The sequence below is a fragment of the Mammaliicoccus sp. FSL K6-3158 genome (genome assembly GCF_038005105.1).
Lineage (GTDB): Bacteria > Bacillota > Bacilli > Staphylococcales > Staphylococcaceae > Mammaliicoccus > Mammaliicoccus sciuri.
The window spans coordinates 1-22,164 of record NZ_JBBOSL010000002.1 but is presented as its reverse complement, the minus strand read 5'-3'; the positions used below and the strand labels follow the sequence as shown (position 1 = coordinate 22,164).

The window sequence follows — 22,164 nt, the reverse complement described above, 5'->3', positions numbered from 1 at the left end:
TCATTATCAAAACTTAATTTTTGAAGTTCTAATACATTATTCATGATATCTCACCTCCTTATAAAGAAATAAAATACTTAACAATGATTACTTACTGTAGATGTAAATGCGCCAGTTGTTGTTACTGTCCATGTAGTAGTAATTGTTCCTTCTAATGCTTGCCCTTTACCATCATTATCAAAACTTAATTTTTGAAGTTCTAATACATTATTCATGATATCTCACCTCCTTATAAAGAAATAAAATACTTAACAATGATTACTTACTGTAGATGTAAATGCGCCAGTCGTTGTTACTGTCCATGTAGTAGTAATTGTTCCTTCTAATGCTTGCCCTTTACCATCATTATCAAAACTTAATTTTTGAAGTTCTAATACATTATTCATGACATCTCACCTCCTTTATATAAATATTATTTCAACATACTCATAAAGTTGTTAGGATTTATTAATGGCAACCAATATAATGGATTATTATTTTCTATGGATAAAATCCCCATGATTATTCCAGCACTTCCACTATATACATCGTCTGAGATTCTGTATGAAAACTGACCCGCATATTTATAATGATTGTTTCTGTCTATTATAAACATTTCTATCAAATTTAGAATTTTTGAACACGCTTCTTTTTTGGCATTATCTTCCTTAATTAAAGTAGGTATAATTAAAAAACTTCCCGCTCCATCAAACAAACCACCTGTTATAGTTGATCGTATAGTAGAAAGATTTGCTATAGATGATAATTCTGTTTTAAAAACTTCTTTTTTACTAACAAAATTATAAAACCATAATGCAATTCCTAAACCTATAGACCCTCCAGAAATATAAGGAAGTGCTCTACCTTTACTATCTATTGTTTGATACACTCTAGAAGTTAAATCAAATAGTCCATATTTTAAATCATTGTCTAATAATTTTTTTGACTTTACTAAGTATTTCTGGTTATTAGTAGTAGCATATAGCGAGGAATAAAATAAAGATATTCCCGCATAGCCATCTATTAATCCCGTATTAGTTGCAGCCCAATCAGTACCTATAATGAGATTTATATCTTCTGGAATATTATCCCCTAGTTTTATTGCCATATCCAAAAATGCTTTGTTACTAGTTTCTAGGTATAGACTAATTAAAAACAAACCTATTCCTGAAGTTCCAGAACGAAGTGAATAGTCTTTTAATAACAAAGAATTTATATATATGTCTTTTATGGTTTCAAAAACTAAATCTTCATATCCAAAATCGTATAATAATGATAAAGTACTAGTTTTTCCATTAATTAATCCTGATTCAATATTATTTTTCTTAATTTCTTCAATTAGATATCTCTCTATCCAATCATTTACTAAATGATTATTGCAATCATTTTTTGATAGTGCTATACCAGCTCCAACACCACCGTTTAAATAGTTATATCTACCAAATTGCATTTCGTTTTGTCGAACGTCTCCATATATAAATCTTTGATCATTAGTCAAATTTTTAGTTATACCCTTTAATAATTTGTGTTTCAAAGCATTTGCTTCTTTATATTTTAATGATGAATTATTTTTAGAACCATTTAATTCAAATATTTTTTGGTTGCAATTTTCTATTGTTTCAATAATAAAATTCCCAAAAGAAGTTGAATAGTTTTTTCTAATCCATTCTAAGTGCTTTTTTTCTAATTCTTCGTCTAAATCTTCAGAATTTATAATAGGTAAAACCATATATTTTATAATTTTTTTTAAACCAAACCAATCATGTGCAGAATTATTTTTAATTTTAGTTGATGAAAACCCAACTGTCATTAAGCCAGGTTTATCTGTTGAATCAGCTAAAAGAGCAGTTTCAAAATCAATTAATTTAATTTCAAGATTTTTTTTAATTAAAACATTTGCAGGTTGCATATCCATCATTGCTATATTTTTTCTACTCATCTTATCTACAACATTGATAAGATTAATAATAATTTTTTCAACTTTATTCTCATAATTTAATATTTCCTCTTCATCTTCATAAAATGGGAAATTGAGGGATATCCATTTTTTTAAATCACTACCTTCTATATATTCCTCAACTAAAAAGTAGTGTTCCCACTCTTTAAATCTATCAATAATGTTTACAATACCTTCTATTTCTTTCAATTGTACTAAAGCATTGTATTCTGAATCCTGTCTAGATAGTGCATCTTTGTATTTCCCATCTAACCCAGCTTGTGGTCTTGCTTCCTTTATAATAACTGATAAATCATCACTCTTTCTTTTTGCAAAATATACTCCTCCTGCATTACTAAAACTCAGTGCATTTTGTATATTATATTCGTCCAATTTACTACTTTTTTCTTTTTCTATAGAAGTATTTAATGATTCTAAATGTTGATTGAATTTTTTCGCAAAATCCGGAACTTTATAGTACGGGGTTCTTTCATCCTTTATCAAAGTTCCATCGGGTGTTTTAATACATAGTTCACCTAAATCATTAGTAATGTTAATAAATCCACCATATCTATAATATATATTTGTCTTTTTCCACCTTTTATCACTTAAAATATAAGGCCCTTTTTCCATTCCACTTAGTTTATCTTCTAATATGTATACTATATCTAAAAATTCAGATTCATTCGTAGGATATATAGTGACAAATTTTCCTGATGAAGATCTGGAAGCTGTTTTAGAATTCATTAACATATAACTTTCTCTATCTTTTAAATGCTTGAATCCTATATTTCTTTTAAAACAAGTTTCTGCAACTATATTTAATGTTTTATCTACATCTCTATATGTACAAGAAATATGTATTTTCCAACCTTGCTCCGGCAATTTAGACTCAAGGTTATGGTAATATTTCCATACACTTTCATCAGAAATTATTGTGGTGAAATTCCTTGGATGCTCCAGTGTAATATTATAAGAATTATCCTCATTCTTATCATTTTTTTCAAAAAAATCTATCCCCGGTTTTAAATAAAAATTATATAAAGTATTATCCTTCATAACAAATCACCTTTCTAAAATTCTTTTTTAAAATATATGACTTTAGATATATAGTACGATACTAAAAATATAATCATTCCTAAAAATATATAAATCATAGGTATAGTAAAGTGTGTGTCTTTAACTATTAAAGGAAATATTTTTTGAAATTGCTTAATCAATTCTTGAATAATAAAAACAAATAAAAGCCCACTCATGCCACCACCAATAACAATAGCATCTGATTTTTCTGGTCCTAATAAATACAAAAGTGGGAATACTAAACTACCTCCAAATAGCACTATAAATATCCCTAAACTTGCGGAATTTAAAAAATTCAAATTTTCTTCTTTTGCAAAAAAATTTTCGTAAACAAAAAATATAAAAAAGGATGCAATAACTCCTATACTTGAATTAACAAAATAGAAAATATAATGACTGGTTACTATATTTTTTTTACTAACAGGTAAAGTCAATACATATCTATCATATCCAGAACTATTTTCTTTTTTTATTATTTCTAAGGAAGGTAATGAAGTTAATAATAAGATGATCATTATAGCTATTGACAATGACTTTTCTGATGAAAACCAAAGTAATATAAAAGCAACTAAACTAGCAATTAATGTATAAGATAAAACACTTCTATATACTAGGTAATAGTTTGTAAGTAACAAACCTTTCATTTTAATCACCTCCTGTAAGTAATAAAACCATTTCCTCTAAATCAATAGCTCTATAATCAAGGTTTTTAGGTATATTAGATTTATCTGAAATAAGTATTTTTTTCTTGTTATTATGCAAATTTGTTTGAAAAATAATTATGTCTTTTTTTATAGTTTTCAAATCTTCTACCTCAACAATAGCATAATTTTGCATAATATTTTCTTTGCTATCTTTCAAAATTATTTCACCCTTTTTTAAAATAATTAAGTGCGTTGCTATCTTTTGAACATCGCTTAATATATGAGAAGATAATAAAATACCTCCATTATTTCTTTCATTATAGACTTGTAATTTTTCAAGCAATTTATTTCTTGAGATTGGATCTAAACCTCCTGTTGCTTCGTCTAATAATAATACTTTGGCATTATGAGCTATTGCGATAGAAATTGAGAGTTTCATAGACATTCCTCGAGATAAAGTCGTTACTTTTTTGTTTAATGGTAAGTCGAATTCTTGAAGTAAGTCAAAGTACTCTTTTTCATTCCACTCATTGAATATTTTTTGAAAAACTTTATTTAACTGTTTAGCAGTCAAGTCTGATGGTAAATTAATAGCATCAAAAACTGTTCCTATTTGATTTTTTAAATTTATGTTTAAATCTATATCTTCATTGAAAAATAAAACTAATCCTTCATCTTTTGACATAAGGTTTAACAAAGTTTTGAATGTTGTAGATTTGCCTGCTCCATTTTCTCCTATAAATCCTACAATTTCCCCTTCATTAATTTCAAAACTCAAATTATCTAAAATTTTTTTATTATCTATACTTTTACTAAGATTTTCAACTTTGAGTAGATTCATCATTTTTCCTCTCTAACAATTAAAATTTAACACAAATAGTTATAATTAACACAATTTTCACATATTTTTATATATATGTAAACTATTTTAATGTTAAAATAGTGTAAAAATATTTATATTATTGAGCAAAATACTTATGATTTATAACATATCTGGAGGTAATTATTATGAATAATATTAAAAAAATACATTCTGAATTCGCTGATTTTTATGTATTTAACACTGAAAAATTTAATACTATTTTACTTTTTTTTACTTTAGAACTGCCTTTATCTAAATTTTCCGAAGAAGATATTCCATATGTTCATTTATTGCCTTATATACTAAGAAAGAAACTGTATGATTCTAAAAATTTAACTAAATGTTCTTATGTTCGTGATATAGTAGTCAACACCGAAAAAAAAGGAGAAAACTTTTTTATATATTTCGAAATTGAAGTTCCTTCAGAAAAATTAATTTCACAGAAAAATATTTTAAAAGAAGGTATAGATTTACTAGTTAATTTAATTTTTCAACCTATATTTGAGAACAATAAAATTCAAGAGGTAGAGATAGAATATTCAAAAATAGAATTAAAAAAACAAATAGACATTTACTCCTCAGATACGTTTATTTCTTCTAATATTCGAATATTAGAAGAAATGTATCCTAATGATTTATATATAAAATCTATTTATAAATACAAAAACCTTTTAACAGAAAATATATGTATCGCACACATAAATAAAATTTATGAGTATATCATAAGCATATCTGAAAAAAATTTATATTTAATAGGATCTATAGATACTAAACAAATAGACATAGCAATTGATGAAAACAAAAATTATAAAATTTACGCTAATAATCATTTAAATAAAAATATAGAAAAAATTAATAATTTGAATAATCGAAAAACTAAATATGTTTTAGAAGAAGATGAAATTAATCAAGGGAAATTACTAGTAGGTATCAAAACACTTACAAGGAATGATTATAAATCACTAGTTACACTTAAACTAGCAAATGGTATTTTAGGAAAATTCCCTACATCACTTCTTTTTTCAGCTTTAAGAGAGAGAGAGCATTTGTGTTATTTCGTCAATTCACAGATAAATTTCGACAAGAATCATATAATCATAACTGTGAGTACTAACTATTCAAATTATGTTGATTTAATTAATAAAATAGAAAATGAGATTACTAAATTAAAATCTCAGGGGATATCTGATGAATTATTTAATCAAACTAAATTACAATTTATCAATTTATATAAAGAAGGTTTAGATAATCCGAAAGGTATATTAAACAAAGTTATTGATTATAAAAATTTTAAACTGGAATCCCTAGAAGAAGAAATGGAAATAATAAATTCTATAACAATAGATGATATTATCGAAAATACAACTACATGGTCTATAGATACAATATATCAGTTGAATAACGGAGGGCATATATGAAAAACTTAAAAATTGATACTACAAATAAACTTTATTATGAAAAATTAGATAATGGAATGGATATATATATATATTATATTCCTGAACATTATAAAACTGTGGCAAATTTAACAGTGAAATTTGGATCTATTAATGAGTACTTTGAAGATCAAGAAGGAGCAATTACATTACCAATGGGAACCGCTCATTTTCTAGAACATCAAATGTTTGAAAATAAGAATGAGAATATATTTAGTTTATTTTCTAATCAAGGTTCAAAAATAAATGCCTTTACTAATATAAAATATACAAGTTATAGTATATCTACTGCTACAAATATCAATGAGAATATTCATAATTTAATTGAAATGGTTCATAATTTAGATATTAGTGAAGAACATATCGATAAAGAGAAGAAAATAATCTTACAAGAATTAAATTTATATCAAGATAATATAGACTGGTTATCAAGATATTCAATTTTACAACTATTATTTAATGATTCTCCTATATGTAACCATATAGGAGGAACATTAGACTCAATTCAAAAAATTGATATAAGTATTTTAAAACGTAGTCATCAATACTTTTATACTCCAAGCAACATGAAGCTCTTTATAGCTAGTCCAATGAACCCCAGTAATTTACTTGATATAGTAAAGAACTCACAAATAATAAATAAAAATATTGAAGTTAAGCCTAACATTTCTCCACCTGCAACTAATAAGTTAGAAAATAAAAGAATTAAACTACAGATAAAAACATCTAAAGTTTATATTGGTTATCGATTAACAAATTTAAAATTTGTTAATTCTCTTTTAAAAAACGAGATAATATTGGATATTGCATTTGAAGTTCTGTTTAATAATAACTGTGAAAATTTTCGGGAATTCAAATTAAACAACTTAATATCTAGCTCAATTCAATGGGATATAAATTTAGAAGAGGAATTTGGCTATATCATAATAAACTTTGAAAGTGATGAGCCTTATGAAGCCCAAAATAACATAGCAAAATTTATTGAAAATAACTTTAAAAATGGCATGAATAGTGAAATTTTTAATTCTACAAAATCAATGAGAATAACTGAAACACTTAGCAAATTTAATTCTATTGAGTATATTTCAAATAAGTTTTCACAATATGCATTTAAAAATGAAAACATACTAACAAGTATACAAATTATAAATAACCTTGAAGAATATGATGTAATTAGCGCTGTAAAAGATTTATTAAATCCATGCAATAAAAGTTATTTGATAATAGAGGGTAAGTAAATGGCAACTTGTAGAAATATTTCTACAAAAATAATTATAATATAGTCAAAAACGAATGTTATTGAGACAAAATTTTAATAATTATACAAGAAAAGAGAGTGTAAATTCGCACTCTCTTTTCTTGTATAATTATTAAAATCTCAATTCAATGTTCTAATATGAGATATGAGACACTGTGAGAGTCTCTCATTTGCATTGACAATTCATTTATCAAGATAATACCTTATTACTTTTAATTCTATAAACTGTCTGTCTTGTAATATTAACCTCTTTCGCAATTTTACTAATTGCTTTGCCTTCTTCTAACATTTCGACAACTCGATGATAAATAACACGTTTTTGAGGATCTTTCGCATTCGGTGAATAGAGTAAGGGACGCCCTTTGTATACGCCTTTTTCTTTTGCAACTTGAATACCTTGTGCTTGTCGACGTTTACTTTCATTTCTCTCTTGTTCTGAAACCATTGCTAAGATTTGAATGATTAAATCTTTCATAAACTTATCTAGTAAAGGATTACCAATCACTTCGTTCATCATAGGTAGACTTGTAATCATTAACTGCACGTCTTTTTCTTTTAAATAATTCACAGTTTCAATAATTTCATCATAGTTACGTCCCAAACGATCAATAGACTCCACAACGAATCGATCTCCCATTCTTACAAAATTGAGTACTTCTTGAAATACAGGTCTATTTTCCACTGATTTTCCAGACTGTTTCTCTGTAAGGATTTTCTCCACACCAAACGCCTTTAAATTATCCAATTGTCTTTCTAAATTTTGATCTATCGACGATACTCTCGCATAACCTATAATCATTAATCTTCACTCCATAATTAATATACACCCTAATCATACATTTGAATTGCAATAATTTCAACAACTCATTTTGTATGATTAGGGTGTACCCATAATTATATAATTACATTCATAAACTAAAGTATTCTCAAATAAATATTTAAGTTTTGATTTTATCTTATACAAATTATTTCTAGTTAGTCCTTAAGCTTATTATATTCATCAATTTCTTTTTTCATGAGAACAAGGAAAGGTTGTTCTTTGATATTTTTAAGTATTTGACTTCCGGGAATATTGTTATTAATAATAACCTTACTAAGTATTTTATAAGCTGTATTTACTAAATCTTCATTTATATCATTCAATTTAATAGTTTTTATGTTATTAGGGTCGTAATCTTTATTCCCTTGTAATATAGACATACAGATATATACTATATGATGAACAAAATTAGATTTTGAAAATTGATCAGAAACAATTGTTATATTTCCTTTATTGTATAAATTAATACTATCGTATATTTTATAACAACGGTAATAGATATCATAATCTTGTTTTGGATCATCAATTTTAAAAATCTTATTATATTTATCATCTTTCAGTAGTTTTCCTGGATTATTTCTTGTGAATACGGGATCTTTAAACATAATTGTATATACATATTTCGCTAAATCAAATAATGTTATTATATCTTTTTTATTCATTCTGCGATTAGTATAATATTTATCTTTTCTTTGATAAAACTTTCCTTTTGTTTTGAAATGTAACTCAATGTTTTTTTGAACTTCATCATTAGCACGTATATCTTTATCTCTAATTTCATTTTGTCTATTAGTAGCTTTTGTTATATCTAATTCGATCCCCTCTTCTTCAGGATCTATCCTTATTATTTTTATAAAAACAGATCGATTTTCTTCACCTAATTTTTCATTATTCTCTTGAAAATAGTTGAAAATAGAATATGATGTTTGTAGACCATTTACAATTTGTGGATTCTTTATAGTGATTTTTTTAGCTGAGCTCGACTCATTAATTTCTTCAGCAATTATAGTAATACCATTGTTTAACCACCAAAATTGTAAATCCTTTCTTTCTTCTAAAGTATTAATAATATCTTTATTAACATTTGATTTCCCTTTATAATCTCTGATATTATGTTCAAATAATTTAGTATTTATACCTCCATCATCATCTTTAATAAAATCATAAAACTGTTGTATAGGAATTAAAGAAATTAATGCTTCAGTTTCATCGGTTTCTTCATTAACTTCGGCACTATATTTATCTATTTTTTTAAAATGATACTCATATTCTCTTTCTTTTGATAACGAATTAAATATATCTGAGGACGTGTATATCTTATAATTAGAATTTTTCACAAAATCATGGTCAGATATTGAATTTTTCAGTGTTTCAAATCTTTGCGTTAAATCGTTAGCATTATCTAGCTGATGCTTATCAAACAATCCAAAATAATAGAATATGACATTTATTCTTCCCTTAGGTAATATTTTTTCTGTTATTTTTTGAAATAACTCTATGTTAGCAATAATTTCTTCATTATAATGATCAGGTTTTTCATATTTAAAGAAATTTCTTGTCAATTCGATTAGTCGCGTAGGCACAGCAGAATCTAATTTATCAGTTTCTTTAATTTGTATAAAATGTATTTCTACTTCTGCATTATCATCTAATTGATCAACATCTTCCGAACTAAGTATGTACTGACCATTATTTATAAAAAATATATAGTCTGCTCCTCCATCCCCATAATTATCAGTTTTAATTCTACTTAATTCTATATTGTTAAAATCATAGAAAAATGTATCAAATAATAACTCATCAAAATTGTCATCATAATCTTCTACTTGCTGATTTTTTATAGTTCCTTTAATAATTTGATTCGCTTCTATTTTCCCTTTGCCCTTTTTCATTTCATTACCTTCCCTCATCAATTTTTGTAATTACTTATAAGAATACCCTTTCTTTATATTGAGCACAATGATTATATTTTGCATTTCTACCCGCTGTGGTGTTATAATGCAATTAACAAGAATATCTGCATTTGATGCACCAAACCCCTCACTATTCTCAGTAGTGAGGGGTTTTTTTGTGTGGCTTAGTCGCCTATTTTACTTATCATCACGTTTGCGAAGCCAATACGCAAAGAATGCGACAATGCAACCACTTGCTGCTGTGGTCATGATGTGAACAAGAATATCTGTCATTTTCTGCACCTCCTCTCTACGTCAAATAGACGCCTGAGAGATAGGCGACTCCATTATTATACCATCTGTATCTTTTGAAGCATATCTACTTCCGATAAGTTGAATTATGTTTATCAAAGCTAAAATTCACAATTAATTCTTTTTAAATAATGATTTATAGGTAATATAAGAAATATAATAAAGTTCAATTATCAGTATCATAGGCAAAGTAAATATCCCTATATACATGAATAAATCTGTGGTTTTTTCTAAATGATTGAATGATTTTATAACATCTAATACATTACAAATTAAATAGACAGTTGGAATAGTTGATATTAAAGCAAATATAAAAATCTTTAATGCTTTACTTTTATCTCTCAATGTTAGAAGGATATCTTCAATTTCTTTAATAGCTATCTGCGATTTTTTAATTTTGTATTCAAATTTCAGTTCACCAATCCCTGTAACATCTTTCTCAGTTTGGGACCCTTGATAATCACTTAAAATCAGCTTATCTCTTCCATTAATCTGCATTCTATCAACTACTTCTCTTTTTATAATATTATTGCCCATAATTTCTATAAAGTATTTACTATACCTTTTTTTAATAAAAAAAGGTAATAGTACTATTGGGAATAGCATAGCATATATAATTATTACAATTACAAATCCACCGATGTTATCCCAAGTAGACAAATACTTAGAAACCTCATCGGTAGGATATGCTTTTAATGAAAATGAAATCATTATTAATAAATAAGTTAAAGCTGCAACGGTGATCAAAATAAATAACCATAAATTTTTGAATATCATTTTAAATTTCTCGACTTTTTTACTTTGGTGTAAGTAATTTTTATTTAAGCCTTTAATAATCGTTACTATAGCTGGTATTAAAATAACAATCCAAATATCTTTGAAATTATTAAAGATATTTAATAGTATTTCAATATCTCTAAAATTCATGACTTAAAACCTCCTCTTTAAACATTCAAATTTGATTAAGTTCTTAATTTAGAAGCTCTATATTTTATATTCTACTGATTTGTTCTATTTATTACCGTTAAAAACATACTAAATTAAAATTTATATGATGTTTTTATCATTGCTATTGCTTATTTTATTGATTCACTAATTTTTTGAGAACATTACTTATAGCTAAATAAAGATGATCAATATGTTCTTTTGTATGATGAACAAAAAATCTCTGGGAAAAATTTTCAAAAAGCAGAGTAAATAGAATGACTCTTTATAGAATAGTTAAAAATAATGATTAAAATAATAGATATAATTTTTGGATGTTATCATCAAAAGCTGATATTTATAAATGTAAATTTAATAAAAATAAATTAACAGAAATTGAAAGATTACCATTTAGTATAATATTTATATCTTCAATAAAAATTCTAAATCATTATATCAAACCTAAAAACATGAATGGAAAAATAGGTCAGTTGGTAATAATATAATCTTGCTAGTTATGAATTAATTGGTATCTTATAAATACCTTTAATATAATGGTACATACTTAAAAACAATTGAATAAAGTAAAGAATTCACCTTAATAACTCAATATGAAATCAATAAATTAGTGAACCATTTACAACCATTTATGATGACATTGAAAAAAATCAGAAAAGTATAAGTCATTAAAAGTTAATAAAAAATACTAGATATATTAAAATCAGAATCTCAAGATGATGATTATTAAGAAGAATAATTAAAATTATTATTTACCACTGTTCGTATAAAATCAGTGGTTATTTTTTGTAAATTTATGCTCAATAAAAGAATCTAGAAGCCAAATTTTAGAATCTATCAGAATCTAAAAATTTATAAACCGTGATATGATAGTCTTGTAAAGAATCTAGATACAAGTTACCTCAATGCCACCGCACTAAAATTATAATATTACACAATTGAAACATTATAATCTTTACCAATTATTGAAACCATTGATATAAGAGACTTTAATCAATTCTCGTTTTAGTTCATATGACCTAAGGGAATGAGAAAAATACCTCAGCTATGCTGAGTGACACGCTAGTGGCATTGTATCCCCTTATGCTCTTAGGTTAGAATCTCAAAAGAAGTTATAAGAGAAGATAACCTTATATAAATATAATGGATAACTATTAAAATTAATTTGATTTGTCTCATTCAAACGATATATTAAAGTGAATAATTCTTAGTATTTTAAAATTATTTCATGGCATTTAAGGGCCTATTAATAAAATAACCATGTAATATTTCTAAAGAAAATATTACACAGAGGGGAACATTAGATTTAATTTGTGCTAATAATAATTTCCCTTTTTCATTTTTTATTTTGTGATTTATTGAGTCACTTTAATTTAAAATTTACTCTTCCACCCAATTCATTTCCTATTCAATTTCTAAAATATTAGTGGATTTTTCTGTATAGATAATTTGTCATCTTATCATCAGGTAATAACATCATAATTATGAAGTTATATTCAGATAAATCAAATTTATGTAAAGAAGTATAGTGATTTAAATTCATTATCTTATTATGTAGGCATACATATTCTTTATAACCTTATTTATTTTTGATATTATATAAGATGATAAAAACAAATCACAAGTAACATGTGATTTGTTAATTCACTATAACTATACTAACTTTATAATTGGAGGTTTTGATTTTGACAGATGAGAAAACATTAAAAGAAAAAATTCAATATTTTTATTTAAATGGTGGGACATATGACGAAGTTGAAATTGATTTTGGGGAATCTCAAGGAAAAGAAGAAAATTAACGGATATTATCAGTCACTATCTGTCATTGTATGAATAATCTTGATTACTAGTGTTAAAATTTCAATATTTTTAAAAAAAATTAAGATAAAGGTATCAAATCCCCTCGACAATCACATGTTACATGTAACATGTGATTGTCGAGGGGATTTACTTTTCAACTAAAATAAAAGGACTTGCTATTATGATGTAAGAAAATGTTTCTCATGAAACAAATTTAACACAATAGGTATTGAACCAAATCTTTTAATATCAAAATTATCAATGGATTTAGAAGATAATATTTAGTAGCTGGCCACAAAGCGTAGTAGATTAATTTAGATTATAAATACATTTCAATCATTCAATTAGATGTTATAATGTTGAGCAGGGCAAGTTGGATAGATGGTGGCTAATCTCATTGAAGTGAGGTGATGCCTATGATTTATATAAATGGCTTCAACTTCTTTTCAAGAAAGGAGTAGCATGTCTGATTATGAAATGCTTATGGTTGTTATTGCAATCATTGGCTTAGTATTAATTAGAGATATAGATCAAAAAAAATAACCATTCCCAACTTTTGACCGAGTAGAATGGTTATTTAATACTATTCAAAAAGCCACCGTCTATATAACGGGCCTTGGAGGGGTAACATGCGCTAACATGTTGCCTCTTTTTTTGTTGCTCTTAATGACACTTTTACATTAACACAAAAAAGCAATCATTTTCAATTATAATGATTTTAATATTTCTGTATTTTTCTTATCAAGATGATCTATATATCCTCCTGTTAAACCAGTCAATAGAATAAACGGTAAAACAATCATAGGATTATTATACATATCCGTTAAAGCAAATATAGTGCAGGCAAATATGGATATAATGACAAAATGTATGATTCTTATGACTACATTTCGTTTAAATATATGTTGATTAATGGCTTTATATTTATTTTCAAGTATTGTTAAAAAAACTTGAAAAACACCAAATGTAGAAATAAAACCTATGAAAGAAAGCATAAAATAGTCAGTAACAGGTATCAGCATACCTACTATCACAAAAGGTATAAGTGACAGGATTCTTAAAAGCATGATATGTTTTATAATAAATTTCATATATATACGTCCTTTAATTTTTATGATTATCTAATCCAAGTTGTAAAATATTTAATGTAAGTATACGTTATATATGTATATTGTGTATATGTATACTTTATGCGCATATACATTAGTTATTATCTAACCAATCACTTAGATACATTTTTTCGATTGCGTGTTCAGTATTTTTTAATTCAGTAATAAATTCCAAACTATTCTTATCTAAATCATAAAAATGAATTTTAGCGTATGCCTTATCTTTATGTGGAGAAACAAAAGGCTCTTTACCTTCAAATCCAAAAGCTTCTCTTGTACTTATTTGGCGTTCTTTTAACCATGAGATTGACTTTTTAAGATTTTCCAATGACACTTCAAAAGCGACATGTCTTATAGATGGATGATATGGATATTTAGTAACATCAGTTTCCCAAATACCAAGCCAGCTCTTATTCTCTACAATCCATAAAAAGGCAACTTTATTTGGAATAATACTTTCTAGTTTTAACCCTAATTTTTCATAAAAAACAATAGATTCTTCTAGATTCGAAACGGGTAAATGTGATTCAAACAAACCTTTATCATTTAATCACCTTTTCTAAATAATTATATAACGAAATATTTTTACAATATACATATATTTACATACAATGCGCATGTATATTGTCTGCTTGCATACATCATAATTTTATTTATCCTTATGATCGTATAACAAAGCAGCATAGAAGAATAATAAACGTCATGTCCTTACTCTAATCTATTTTCATATGATTAATAACTATTACATCATATGAGCATTGAAAGGGATAGAACGTTTCCTTTATTAGCCATTGACATATAAACATCCTAATTTAGAAAGTAACGTTAAATGGGTATTTAAAGTCCATTTAAGCCACTAGATACATCAAGAATTGGTTATATATAAATCTGCATCATAAATTCTAATTCCAAAATGCTTCTACTTGTTTTAATACTGCTTCTTTTTTTCTTTCGAACGCTATCTTTTCTTCTTCTGTCATTTTATTTTGATCTTTATCATTGCTTTTTCTATTTTTTTTATTTATAAGCCATTGAGGTGTTTGTTCTATTGAAATTGATCTTGCTGGTGTAAAACTTTTTGAAGAATTATTTTTAATGGTAAATGTTTTTGCTTCATCTAAGGTTTTTACATTACCTTTTTTCCAATATTCTAATACTGATTTTATATATTTTTTAGGATAGTCAGCATTATTAGAAGCGTATTCTATAGCGTAAATAATAATGTCATCACTAAAACTGCTAAATAATGATTCTAATTCTTTTTGATAATTAGGTGTTATTTTTATATTGAATTCTTTTTGAATTCTTAAAAATAAATCATCGTAAGAACTACCACTACTTTCTGCATCTCTTTCTGTGTGGTAGTGTGTATTATTTTTATGTGTATTATTTTTATGTGTATTATTTTGATTGTGTATTATATTATCTGTACGTTTTGTACTGTTCAAATCTTTACTGTACAAATTGTACTGTTCATTTTGTACAGTAGTAGAAATTCCGTCATTACTGTACTGTTCATTTTGTACAGTAGTATTTTTTTCTTTAAGATCTAATCTTTTTAAACTTTCACTATTGTGTTTTTTTTCTAATTCTTTTATTTGATTTTCAGTTATAGGGTAAACACTAAAATAATAAAAATAATCTAATTTATTACCGTTATACACTTTAAATTGAACTATATAATTAGAATCAACTAATTCATTCCAAGCATTTTGTACTTGTCTACGTCCATTTTTTTCATAACGATTATATAATTCTGTTTTGTGTATTTCCCAGTCTTCTGGATAACTTTGTAAGTTACATAATAGTCCAATTGCTTGAAGTGATAATGCTTTGCTATCAGTGTCTTTTCTTTTTTTATCACAACTCTGCAATAACTCTCTAGGAATGACTTCGAATGGTTTCTCATTGGTAATATTTTTGATAATTGACATAATAAAAACCTCTTTCCATATTTTAGTTGGTTAGAGGCAATAAAACGTTTACAATAAAATTATTGAATATGTGTAGTTGCGACACATATTGTTTACAGTTATAATAAGATTATTATATATATATTAAAACGTTTGTGTACGTTTTATTACCTTTGAAGACATTCAGTTGCTACCAACAACTGAATGTTTTTTGTATATTTATAAGAATAACAAACTAAAAGAGTATAAACAATAAATATTGTAACAAAAAAACAAAAACAAATCACATGTAACAAGTTACATGTGATTTGTTTTTGTTATAATTGAAAATTATTTGTAATTTTGATCCTAAGAGTCATAAATAATCGTGAATAGTATGATTTTATTTTGTGGTAATGTGGTATTGTAACTTGTGACATGTCACAAGTTACTGTTATAATGAATATATTATAATACTAAGGAGTGTAATGTATGTCAGTTATAACTATTGGTAATTTCAAAGGAGGAGTAGGTAAAACTACTGTATCAACTTTATTATCATATATTGCTTCTGAGAGGTATGACAAAAAGGTTTTATTAGTCGATTTTGATCCTCAAGGTAATGCTACTCAAATTATGAAAAGAACATATCCAGAATCTATAGATGAGAAGCAAACATTTATAGATTCTCTTAAAACTGGTGATTTAGAAGATAGTATTATAAACTTATCGACTAAATTATCATTAATACCTGCAGATTCTTCACTAGCTAATTTGTCAGATATTATTGCAAAAACAGATATTGTTAAAAAACGATATATTCTTAAATCAGTTATTGATCAAATTAAAAAAGATTATGATTTTGACTATATATTTATTGATGTACCACCAACAATAAATTCAGATTTTACAAATAATGCTGTATATGCAAGTGATTATATTGCGATGGTATTTCAAACTCAACAATCAGCTTATGAGAGTAGTTTGTCGTTCGTTAACTTTTTACGAGATAGGAAAAAGGAGTCAAATTTGCCGTTTGAATTAATAGGTGCAATTCCAGTATTAATTAAGAAAAACGGTAATATTGACGAACAGATACTAGAAATATCTAAAAAAACTTTTTCAAACGCTTTATTTAAAAATCAAATATTTCAAAGAGAAAGAATTAAGAAATTTGGTGCAGAAGGTATTAGAGATAAAGATACACATGATAAAAGAGTATTGCATATGTTAGAAGCTATATATAAAGAATTAGTCAAAAGAATAGAATTAATAGAAGGGTAGGTTATTATAATGTCAGGATTTTTAGACGATATAAAAATTGAAGAACAAAAGAAAAAAGGATTTTTAGATGATATAGACACTTCAGCAGTGAAATATACAGAAAATTATAAACCAGTTGCTAAAAGTTCGACTATGAGAGTAGATACTCTGATCAAAAAAAGACTAAACCAAATGGCTTTAGACAAGGACACTTCTATAAAAGCAATATCAGATAAAGTTTTAAATGAATTTTTAAATAAAAATGGTTATAAATAGTCCTGATAAACAGAAAGTAAAAATAACAAAAGGGACTATAAAACATCTTGCATAATCTCCAATATAAATACTTAAGCTTGCTAAAATCGTTTCTATAGGTAAAATATATTTATATAGTATTGTTGTTGTGGTGATTGTAGGCAATACTAAGATTTTGATAGCAGAAAAGGTTATGCCAAAAGAATAATATTCCTAAAAAACCTCAATCTTTAATTTTCAAGATTGAGGTTTTTTCTAGATATAATACTAGCTAATTGTCCGGCATCTTTTGCAAGAGTACTCGAATTCTCGGGTTCTAAAAATGTTAAGTTTGAAAATGAAGGTACATTAATGATATATGTATCATCTCTATTTGTAAGAATAGAGGTAACACAAACTGGTATTCCTTTATTAGTATCTTTAAAGTAACGGTAAATAATTTCTAAGAATAATTTTGGATTATGCAAATCTGTACTTGAAAAATAGGCTTCAGGAAGGAGTATTTTATTCTTTTTTGAACTTTTTAATGTAAGAGTCGTAAGGTTTTCAGTAATATCCATACATTTTAATTCTCCATATAAGTTAATAGGTTTATTTAAGTATTTTTCATCAATTTCATCAATATGTATCGATGGTATAGGTGCTATCTTAGTACCATGCTCTATTACATTTTGATTATCAAAAGATACAACGCTTACTTGCGTAGCAGCTTTATCGGACTCTTTTTTTGTACTTTTATTGGGCTTGCTTGAAGAATCTTTCTGTTTCAAGACATCATTAGATAATTTAGGCTGAGAAAAGTACTTTTTAAATCCATAGTTTTGCTTAAGTCTTAGAGATGTTTCAGGTATATTACCAGAGACAATTCCTTCTACTCTTTTTCGTCTTTCTTCTTCGATTCTTTCTTTTGAATAAATACATTCAGGAATATGATTATGCATTCTAAAAGTTCTTAAATGAGGACTATTACTATTTACATATGTCAATTTGGTATCACAGTGCATTGTGGGACAATAAATATTATTAATTACAGTATGAAAATCACTGTGCTTTTTAATATCTTCTTTTTTTATAATGTAAGGATTTTGACCTTTTATTTTCACCATTGCTTCATTCATATTTAAAATCTCCTTTTAAAGTTTGTATATATTTAAATTATACAACTCAATACTTACAAACGGTATTTTTACATCTTTATTGCAATATCATATAATACGATGTTGATTTTATTTTACATATTAAACTAAAGATGCAAAAGTGGTGATTTTAATGGAAATAATAATGTATCTTAATGATATTGGTACTTTTTCATGTACAGCTAAGCCAAGTTGTTAAGTATTTCTAGTTTTTTTAAATTCCCTTAGTGAGTGAGCAGTGCCAATCGGCAACTGATTCTTTTGTCTTTTAAGATGAGAGGTTTTAAACTCACATTCTTTTTTTAAATAAAAATGTCTTACATACTACGTAAATAATTAATATTATAACTAATATACTAAAAGCAATATTAAAAGCTTCTAAATCATATAAATTAACAAAAGCAAAACTGTTATATTGAGAATCACTAATCACATTATCTATTCCTCTAGCGTCCACTTCAATTTTATTTAATAACCATAAAACGACAGATATAATAACTAACATAATTAGAGATTCAAACAATGACTTCAAAAAGCATTTCTGCATAATACCACCTATTTCATATAAATTTTGAACTTAAAAATAAGAATGATTATACGTTTTCTATAGTAAATATTTCTTTAACAATAACTACTGACAGTAGACCAAGTAATTAATTTCGTTATTTCTGGATTAAGTATAAGGCTTTCATTCTTCTCTTCTTTCGATAAATATTTCAGCTGTTGTAATTCTAAAACTCTATTCATAATATCACTTCTTTCTCTATAGATAATTACTTATCGTAATATTTATATTTTTCGCCTTGTTGATTAATGAGCTTTTGATATACATCATTATTTTTAATCATATAATCATGGGATCCTTGATCCACAACTTTACCATTTTTTAATAAGATAATATTGTCAGCATCTGTTATTGTTGAAAGCCTATGAGCAACAACAATTGTTATTTTATTTTTCATTATTTTATCCAAAGCTTTTTGGACTAATAATTCAGAATCACTATCAAGATGTGAAGTAGATTCATCTAATAATAAAATAGGAGAGTTTCTGAGAATTGCACGTGCTATAGATAAACGTTGCCTCTGACCACCTGATAATTTCATCCCTTTTTCTCCAACTTCAGTATGAAGTTTTTTCGGAAGTTTATTGATAAATGATAGAAGGTTTGAAGTTTCTAAGGCTTTATTTATATTTTCATCTGATAATTGATAATCTATTCCATATACTAAATTATCATATAATGTTCCTTCCATGATAGGTGTATCTTGACTTACATAGGCAATTTGATTTCTCCAATCACTAATATTATAATTATAGATTGACTTTTCACCAAATAAAATATCACCTTTGTCTATATTGTAAAACCTTTCTATAATAGAAAGTAAAGTTGTTTTTCCCACTCCACTTTCTCCTATTATAGCTGTTTTTTCATCTTCATTAATCTCCATGGATAAATCCGTGAAAATTTGTGTACCACTTTCATATGAAAAATATACATTTTTAAGTACAAGTTTTTTTTCATTAGTTTTCTCATTAATATTAGCTAGAGAAGTTATTTTGATTTCTTCTGATTGAGTATTTAATAATGATAAAACTCTTTCACTTGAACCCATTGCTTTTTGGTACTGAGTAAAGAGTTGTGCCATTAACGTTAATGGTGTCATGATCTGAAATATATAGAAAATTACAGCTATTAAAGAACCCACTGTTAATTCTTTAATTGTAACTTGGTATACACCAAAACCTAATATTAATACTAATACCATTAATATAGTAGTATTCATGATTGGAGATACTAAAGACATTACTTTACCAGTACTAATACCGTAATTATATAATTGTGAAATACGTTGATTTCCTAAAGTTAATTCTCGTTTCTCAGACAAAGACATTTTAACCAATCTAATATTACTTAAAGTTCTTCCAAGGTCACTTTGGAGCAATGCAGTTTCTTGTTGAGTATTTCGTGAAATAGTATACATTTTTTTCCCTAATGGAGTTATTATCAAAAAGGCTAATGGAAAAACAACAAGAAAAATAAAAGATAATTTCCAGTTTATAACAAATAAAATTATCAATGAACCAACGATAGTAATTACGCCTGTAATGGAAGGTATTAAATGATCAACAAAAAAGCTTTTCATGATATTAGTATCGTTAGTTATACGACTCATTATTTCACTGGAATTATTTTCATCATAAAATTTTATAGGCAATTTTAAAACTTTTTGCCACAAATCTTTTCTTAAATTCAAAATTATTTTTTCACCCACATAAACCATCATATATATAGACAACCCTGTAAATAATACTTGTAATATAAATAATGATACTAGTATTATTAGTAATATTACATTAAAGTCTTTTTTAACTAATAAATTTATTATTTCACTTGCCTTTAATGGGATAATTAAAGAAAAAAGTGTTTGAATAATTGAAAAAACAAGGGCTAAAATCATTATATATATAGAAGGCCTATAGTTTTTGATAATAATCATAAAATTTGAGAAACTATTATTCATTTTGACCATGTCCTTTTAAAGTTTCTTTAATAAAACAGCAAATTGCTCACCATTTTCTTCGTATTTTATACCATTAAAATCACCATATATTTTTTCTATAGTAAAACCTTCATTACATACTTCATGTTTTAAATCTTCTATGTTAAAATGTTGGTTCCAATAGTTATAAGTGATAGATTTATTATCATCGAATATTATTAAATTTCTAGCTAATGAGACTTTATTAGGGTATTTTAATGTTGAAGCTAAAGTAATATGTTTTTTCTCTGAAAATATATTATCTTTACTTGATAAATACCAAATTTGTGAATTTTCATATTCTTCGTATGATTTATCGGATAAGACATCCAATAAAACATAGCCACCTTTTTTTAAACTTTTATGTATATTTCGAATTATACTCACTCTATCTTCTACACAAAACGAACCATAAACATGGTACAAGAGTAAGCAGATGTCATATTCTTGTGTAACCTTCATTTTTATGATATCATCTTTCACATAATTTATTTTTAAGTTCTCCTTTTTTGCTTGTTTTATAGCGTAATCTAGAGAATTTTGATTGTAATCTATACCTGTTACTTGATAGCCTAGTGTAGCTAATTTTTGAGAGTAAAGCCCTGGACCACAAGCTAAGTCTAAAAGATAAGGATGAGTTTCTGCAGGCATAATAGTATTAATATGTTTAACTGTTTGATTAATAAATTTTTTACTTTTGCTACCTCCAGGGATATTTTCATCTAAATGTGTTTTTAAAACTAAATCTGCTCTCTCTGGATCTAACCATATATCTGTAGTTCCTTGTTCAAAAGGTTGAGGATTTTGTGCCAACTTTAATAAATTATTCAAAATAACTCCTCCTATATAATTAAATTATGTAGATAATGTATAGAGTCCCCAGACTCTATACATTATCTACTATACTAAATTTAACAATGATTGCTTACTGTAGATGTAAATACGCCAGTCGTTGTTACTGTCCATGTAGTAGTAATTGTTCCTTCTAATGCTTGCCCTTTACCG

At 26.1% G+C, this 22,164-nt stretch carries 24 protein-coding genes; 5 read left to right on the top strand and 19 right to left on the bottom strand.

Translation table 11 applies throughout. The features are described from left to right. The 6 genes from MHH94_RS14385 to MHH94_RS14310 all read right to left on the bottom strand — a co-directional run. Positions 1-44 (bottom strand): class III lanthipeptide (locus MHH94_RS14385; protein ID WP_445668863.1); only part of this gene is annotated, 44 nt, incomplete at its 3' end. A 33-nt stretch (positions 45-77) separates the two neighbouring features. Continuing rightward, positions 78-215, bottom strand: coding sequence for a class III lanthipeptide (locus tag MHH94_RS14330; RefSeq protein WP_325960449.1), 138 nt, complete (start codon positions 213-215; stop codon positions 78-80). Between the two features lie 33 nt (positions 216-248). Then, entirely contained in the window at positions 249-386 is a 138-nt protein-coding gene (locus MHH94_RS14325; RefSeq protein ID WP_325960449.1) for a class III lanthipeptide, read from the bottom strand. A 26-nt stretch (positions 387-412) separates the two neighbouring features. Further along, positions 413-2,974 (bottom strand): class III lanthionine synthetase LanKC, encoded by a 2,562-nt coding sequence (gene lanKC / locus MHH94_RS14320; RefSeq protein WP_340841673.1) that lies wholly within the window; start codon positions 2,972-2,974, stop codon positions 413-415. A gap of 14 nt (positions 2,975-2,988) precedes the next feature. Next, a complete protein-coding gene (locus tag MHH94_RS14315) occupies positions 2,989-3,639 on the bottom strand; it encodes an ABC-2 transporter permease (protein WP_325960446.1) in 651 nt (216 codons plus the stop codon). 1 nt (position 3,640) lies between these two features. Next, a complete protein-coding gene (locus MHH94_RS14310; protein ID WP_325960445.1) occupies positions 3,641-4,483 on the bottom strand; it encodes an ABC transporter ATP-binding protein in 843 nt (280 codons plus the stop codon). Between the two features lie 164 nt (positions 4,484-4,647). Between MHH94_RS14310 and MHH94_RS14305 the strand changes: the two genes are divergently transcribed. Then, positions 4,648-5,919, top strand: a complete 1,272-nt coding sequence (locus MHH94_RS14305) for a M16 family metallopeptidase (RefSeq protein ID WP_340841669.1) — start codon at positions 4,648-4,650, stop codon at positions 5,917-5,919. After that, entirely contained in the window at positions 5,916-7,175 is a 1,260-nt protein-coding gene (gene yfmH, locus MHH94_RS14300; RefSeq protein WP_340841668.1) for an EF-P 5-aminopentanol modification-associated protein YfmH, read from the top strand. Before MHH94_RS14305 ends, yfmH begins: the two co-directional genes overlap by 4 nt. 210 nt (positions 7,176-7,385) lie before the next feature. On the opposite strand, the gene MHH94_RS14295 is transcribed toward yfmH, so the two are convergent. The 4 genes from MHH94_RS14295 to MHH94_RS14280 form a co-directional block, all read right to left on the bottom strand. Then, a complete protein-coding gene (locus MHH94_RS14295) occupies positions 7,386-7,994 on the bottom strand; it encodes a recombinase family protein (protein WP_340841666.1) in 609 nt (202 codons plus the stop codon). A gap of 176 nt (positions 7,995-8,170) precedes the next feature. Next, positions 8,171-9,907, bottom strand: coding sequence for an AIPR family protein (locus MHH94_RS14290; protein ID WP_340841664.1), 1,737 nt, complete (start codon positions 9,905-9,907; stop codon positions 8,171-8,173). Positions 9,908-10,105: 198 nt separating this feature from the next. Continuing rightward, positions 10,106-10,201: a type I toxin-antitoxin system Fst family toxin gene (locus tag MHH94_RS14285; protein WP_107399593.1), complete on the bottom strand. Its 96-nt coding sequence runs from the start codon at positions 10,199-10,201 to the stop codon at positions 10,106-10,108. A 132-nt stretch (positions 10,202-10,333) separates the two neighbouring features. Further along, a complete protein-coding gene (locus MHH94_RS14280) occupies positions 10,334-11,146 on the bottom strand; it encodes a hypothetical protein (RefSeq protein WP_340841661.1) in 813 nt (270 codons plus the stop codon). Between the two features lie 2,244 nt (positions 11,147-13,390). On the opposite strand from MHH94_RS14280, the gene MHH94_RS14275 reads away from it, so the two are divergent. Further along, entirely contained in the window at positions 13,391-13,504 is a 114-nt protein-coding gene (locus MHH94_RS14275; RefSeq protein WP_243530334.1) for a hypothetical protein, read from the top strand. Between the two features lie 164 nt (positions 13,505-13,668). Here the strand turns inward: MHH94_RS14275 and MHH94_RS14270 are convergent, their stop codons facing one another. From MHH94_RS14270 to MHH94_RS14260, 3 genes are all read right to left on the bottom strand, one after another. Beyond that, a complete protein-coding gene (locus MHH94_RS14270; RefSeq protein WP_340841658.1) occupies positions 13,669-14,052 on the bottom strand; it encodes a hypothetical protein in 384 nt (127 codons plus the stop codon). Positions 14,053-14,164: 112 nt separating this feature from the next. After that, the gene (locus MHH94_RS14265; RefSeq protein WP_340841656.1) at positions 14,165-14,605 is read right to left on the bottom strand and encodes a VOC family protein; all 441 of its coding nucleotides are present in this window, start codon (positions 14,603-14,605) and stop codon (positions 14,165-14,167) included. A gap of 367 nt (positions 14,606-14,972) precedes the next feature. Further along, complete coding sequence (locus MHH94_RS14260) at positions 14,973-16,004, bottom strand: DnaD domain protein (RefSeq protein WP_340841654.1); 1,032 nt, start codon at positions 16,002-16,004, stop codon at positions 14,973-14,975. 450 nt (positions 16,005-16,454) lie between these two features. Between MHH94_RS14260 and MHH94_RS14255 the strand changes: the two genes are divergently transcribed. Then, on the top strand, positions 16,455-17,246 hold the full coding sequence (locus tag MHH94_RS14255) for a ParA family protein (protein WP_340841653.1): 792 nt from the start codon (positions 16,455-16,457) through the stop codon (positions 17,244-17,246). Positions 17,247-17,255: 9 nt separating this feature from the next. Further along, positions 17,256-17,501, top strand: coding sequence for a plasmid replication-associated protein (locus MHH94_RS14250; RefSeq protein WP_340841652.1), 246 nt, complete (start codon positions 17,256-17,258; stop codon positions 17,499-17,501). A gap of 209 nt (positions 17,502-17,710) precedes the next feature. Here the strand turns inward: MHH94_RS14250 and MHH94_RS14245 are convergent, their stop codons facing one another. The 6 genes from MHH94_RS14245 to MHH94_RS14380 all read right to left on the bottom strand — a co-directional run. Beyond that, positions 17,711-18,598, bottom strand: a complete 888-nt coding sequence (locus tag MHH94_RS14245) for a hypothetical protein (RefSeq protein WP_340841650.1) — start codon at positions 18,596-18,598, stop codon at positions 17,711-17,713. 307 nt (positions 18,599-18,905) lie between these two features. Next, the gene (locus MHH94_RS14240; RefSeq protein ID WP_340841648.1) at positions 18,906-19,163 is read right to left on the bottom strand and encodes a hypothetical protein; all 258 of its coding nucleotides are present in this window, start codon (positions 19,161-19,163) and stop codon (positions 18,906-18,908) included. A gap of 74 nt (positions 19,164-19,237) precedes the next feature. Continuing rightward, positions 19,238-19,363: a class III lanthipeptide gene (locus MHH94_RS14235; protein ID WP_197315182.1), complete on the bottom strand. Its 126-nt coding sequence runs from the start codon at positions 19,361-19,363 to the stop codon at positions 19,238-19,240. Between the two features lie 26 nt (positions 19,364-19,389). After that, positions 19,390-21,141: an ABC transporter ATP-binding protein gene (locus MHH94_RS14230; protein WP_340841644.1), complete on the bottom strand. Its 1,752-nt coding sequence runs from the start codon at positions 21,139-21,141 to the stop codon at positions 19,390-19,392. Between the two features lie 15 nt (positions 21,142-21,156). Beyond that, entirely contained in the window at positions 21,157-21,990 is an 834-nt protein-coding gene (locus MHH94_RS14225) for a class I SAM-dependent methyltransferase (protein WP_340841642.1), read from the bottom strand. A gap of 80 nt (positions 21,991-22,070) precedes the next feature. Further along, the coding region (locus tag MHH94_RS14380) for a class III lanthipeptide (protein ID WP_445668862.1) at positions 22,071-22,164 on the bottom strand (94 nt) is incomplete at its 5' end.

Excerpts from the sequence above, each read along its gene's own strand:
- MHH94_RS14330 (WP_325960449.1), bottom strand. The coding sequence starts at position 215 with ATGAATAATGTATTAGAACTTCAAAAATTAAGTTTTGATAATGATGGT.
- MHH94_RS14325 (WP_325960449.1), bottom strand. The coding sequence starts at position 386 with ATGAATAATGTATTAGAACTTCAAAAATTAAGTTTTGATAATGATGGT.
- lanKC (WP_340841673.1), bottom strand. The coding sequence starts at position 2,974 with ATGAAGGATAATACTTTATATAATTTTTATTTAAAACCGGGGATAGAT.
- MHH94_RS14315 (WP_325960446.1), bottom strand. The coding sequence starts at position 3,639 with ATGAAAGGTTTGTTACTTACAAACTATTACCTAGTATATAGAAGTGTT.
- MHH94_RS14310 (WP_325960445.1), bottom strand. The coding sequence starts at position 4,483 with ATGATGAATCTACTCAAAGTTGAAAATCTTAGTAAAAGTATAGATAAT.
- MHH94_RS14305 (WP_340841669.1), top strand. The coding sequence starts at position 4,648 with ATGAATAATATTAAAAAAATACATTCTGAATTCGCTGATTTTTATGTA.
- yfmH (WP_340841668.1), top strand. The coding sequence starts at position 5,916 with ATGAAAAACTTAAAAATTGATACTACAAATAAACTTTATTATGAAAAA.
- MHH94_RS14295 (WP_340841666.1), bottom strand. The coding sequence starts at position 7,994 with ATGATTATAGGTTATGCGAGAGTATCGTCGATAGATCAAAATTTAGAA.
- MHH94_RS14290 (WP_340841664.1), bottom strand. The coding sequence starts at position 9,907 with ATGAAAAAGGGCAAAGGGAAAATAGAAGCGAATCAAATTATTAAAGGA.
- MHH94_RS14285 (WP_107399593.1), bottom strand. The coding sequence starts at position 10,201 with ATGACAGATATTCTTGTTCACATCATGACCACAGCAGCAAGTGGTTGC.
- MHH94_RS14280 (WP_340841661.1), bottom strand. The coding sequence starts at position 11,146 with ATGAATTTTAGAGATATTGAAATACTATTAAATATCTTTAATAATTTC.
- MHH94_RS14275 (WP_243530334.1), top strand. The coding sequence starts at position 13,391 with ATGGCTTCAACTTCTTTTCAAGAAAGGAGTAGCATGTCTGATTATGAA.
- MHH94_RS14270 (WP_340841658.1), bottom strand. The coding sequence starts at position 14,052 with ATGAAATTTATTATAAAACATATCATGCTTTTAAGAATCCTGTCACTT.
- MHH94_RS14260 (WP_340841654.1), bottom strand. The coding sequence starts at position 16,004 with ATGTCAATTATCAAAAATATTACCAATGAGAAACCATTCGAAGTCATT.
- MHH94_RS14255 (WP_340841653.1), top strand. The coding sequence starts at position 16,455 with ATGTCAGTTATAACTATTGGTAATTTCAAAGGAGGAGTAGGTAAAACT.
- MHH94_RS14250 (WP_340841652.1), top strand. The coding sequence starts at position 17,256 with ATGTCAGGATTTTTAGACGATATAAAAATTGAAGAACAAAAGAAAAAA.
- MHH94_RS14245 (WP_340841650.1), bottom strand. The coding sequence starts at position 18,598 with ATGAATGAAGCAATGGTGAAAATAAAAGGTCAAAATCCTTACATTATA.
- MHH94_RS14240 (WP_340841648.1), bottom strand. The coding sequence starts at position 19,163 with ATGCAGAAATGCTTTTTGAAGTCATTGTTTGAATCTCTAATTATGTTA.
- MHH94_RS14235 (WP_197315182.1), bottom strand. The coding sequence starts at position 19,363 with ATGAATAGAGTTTTAGAATTACAACAGCTGAAATATTTATCGAAAGAA.
- MHH94_RS14230 (WP_340841644.1), bottom strand. The coding sequence starts at position 21,141 with ATGAATAATAGTTTCTCAAATTTTATGATTATTATCAAAAACTATAGG.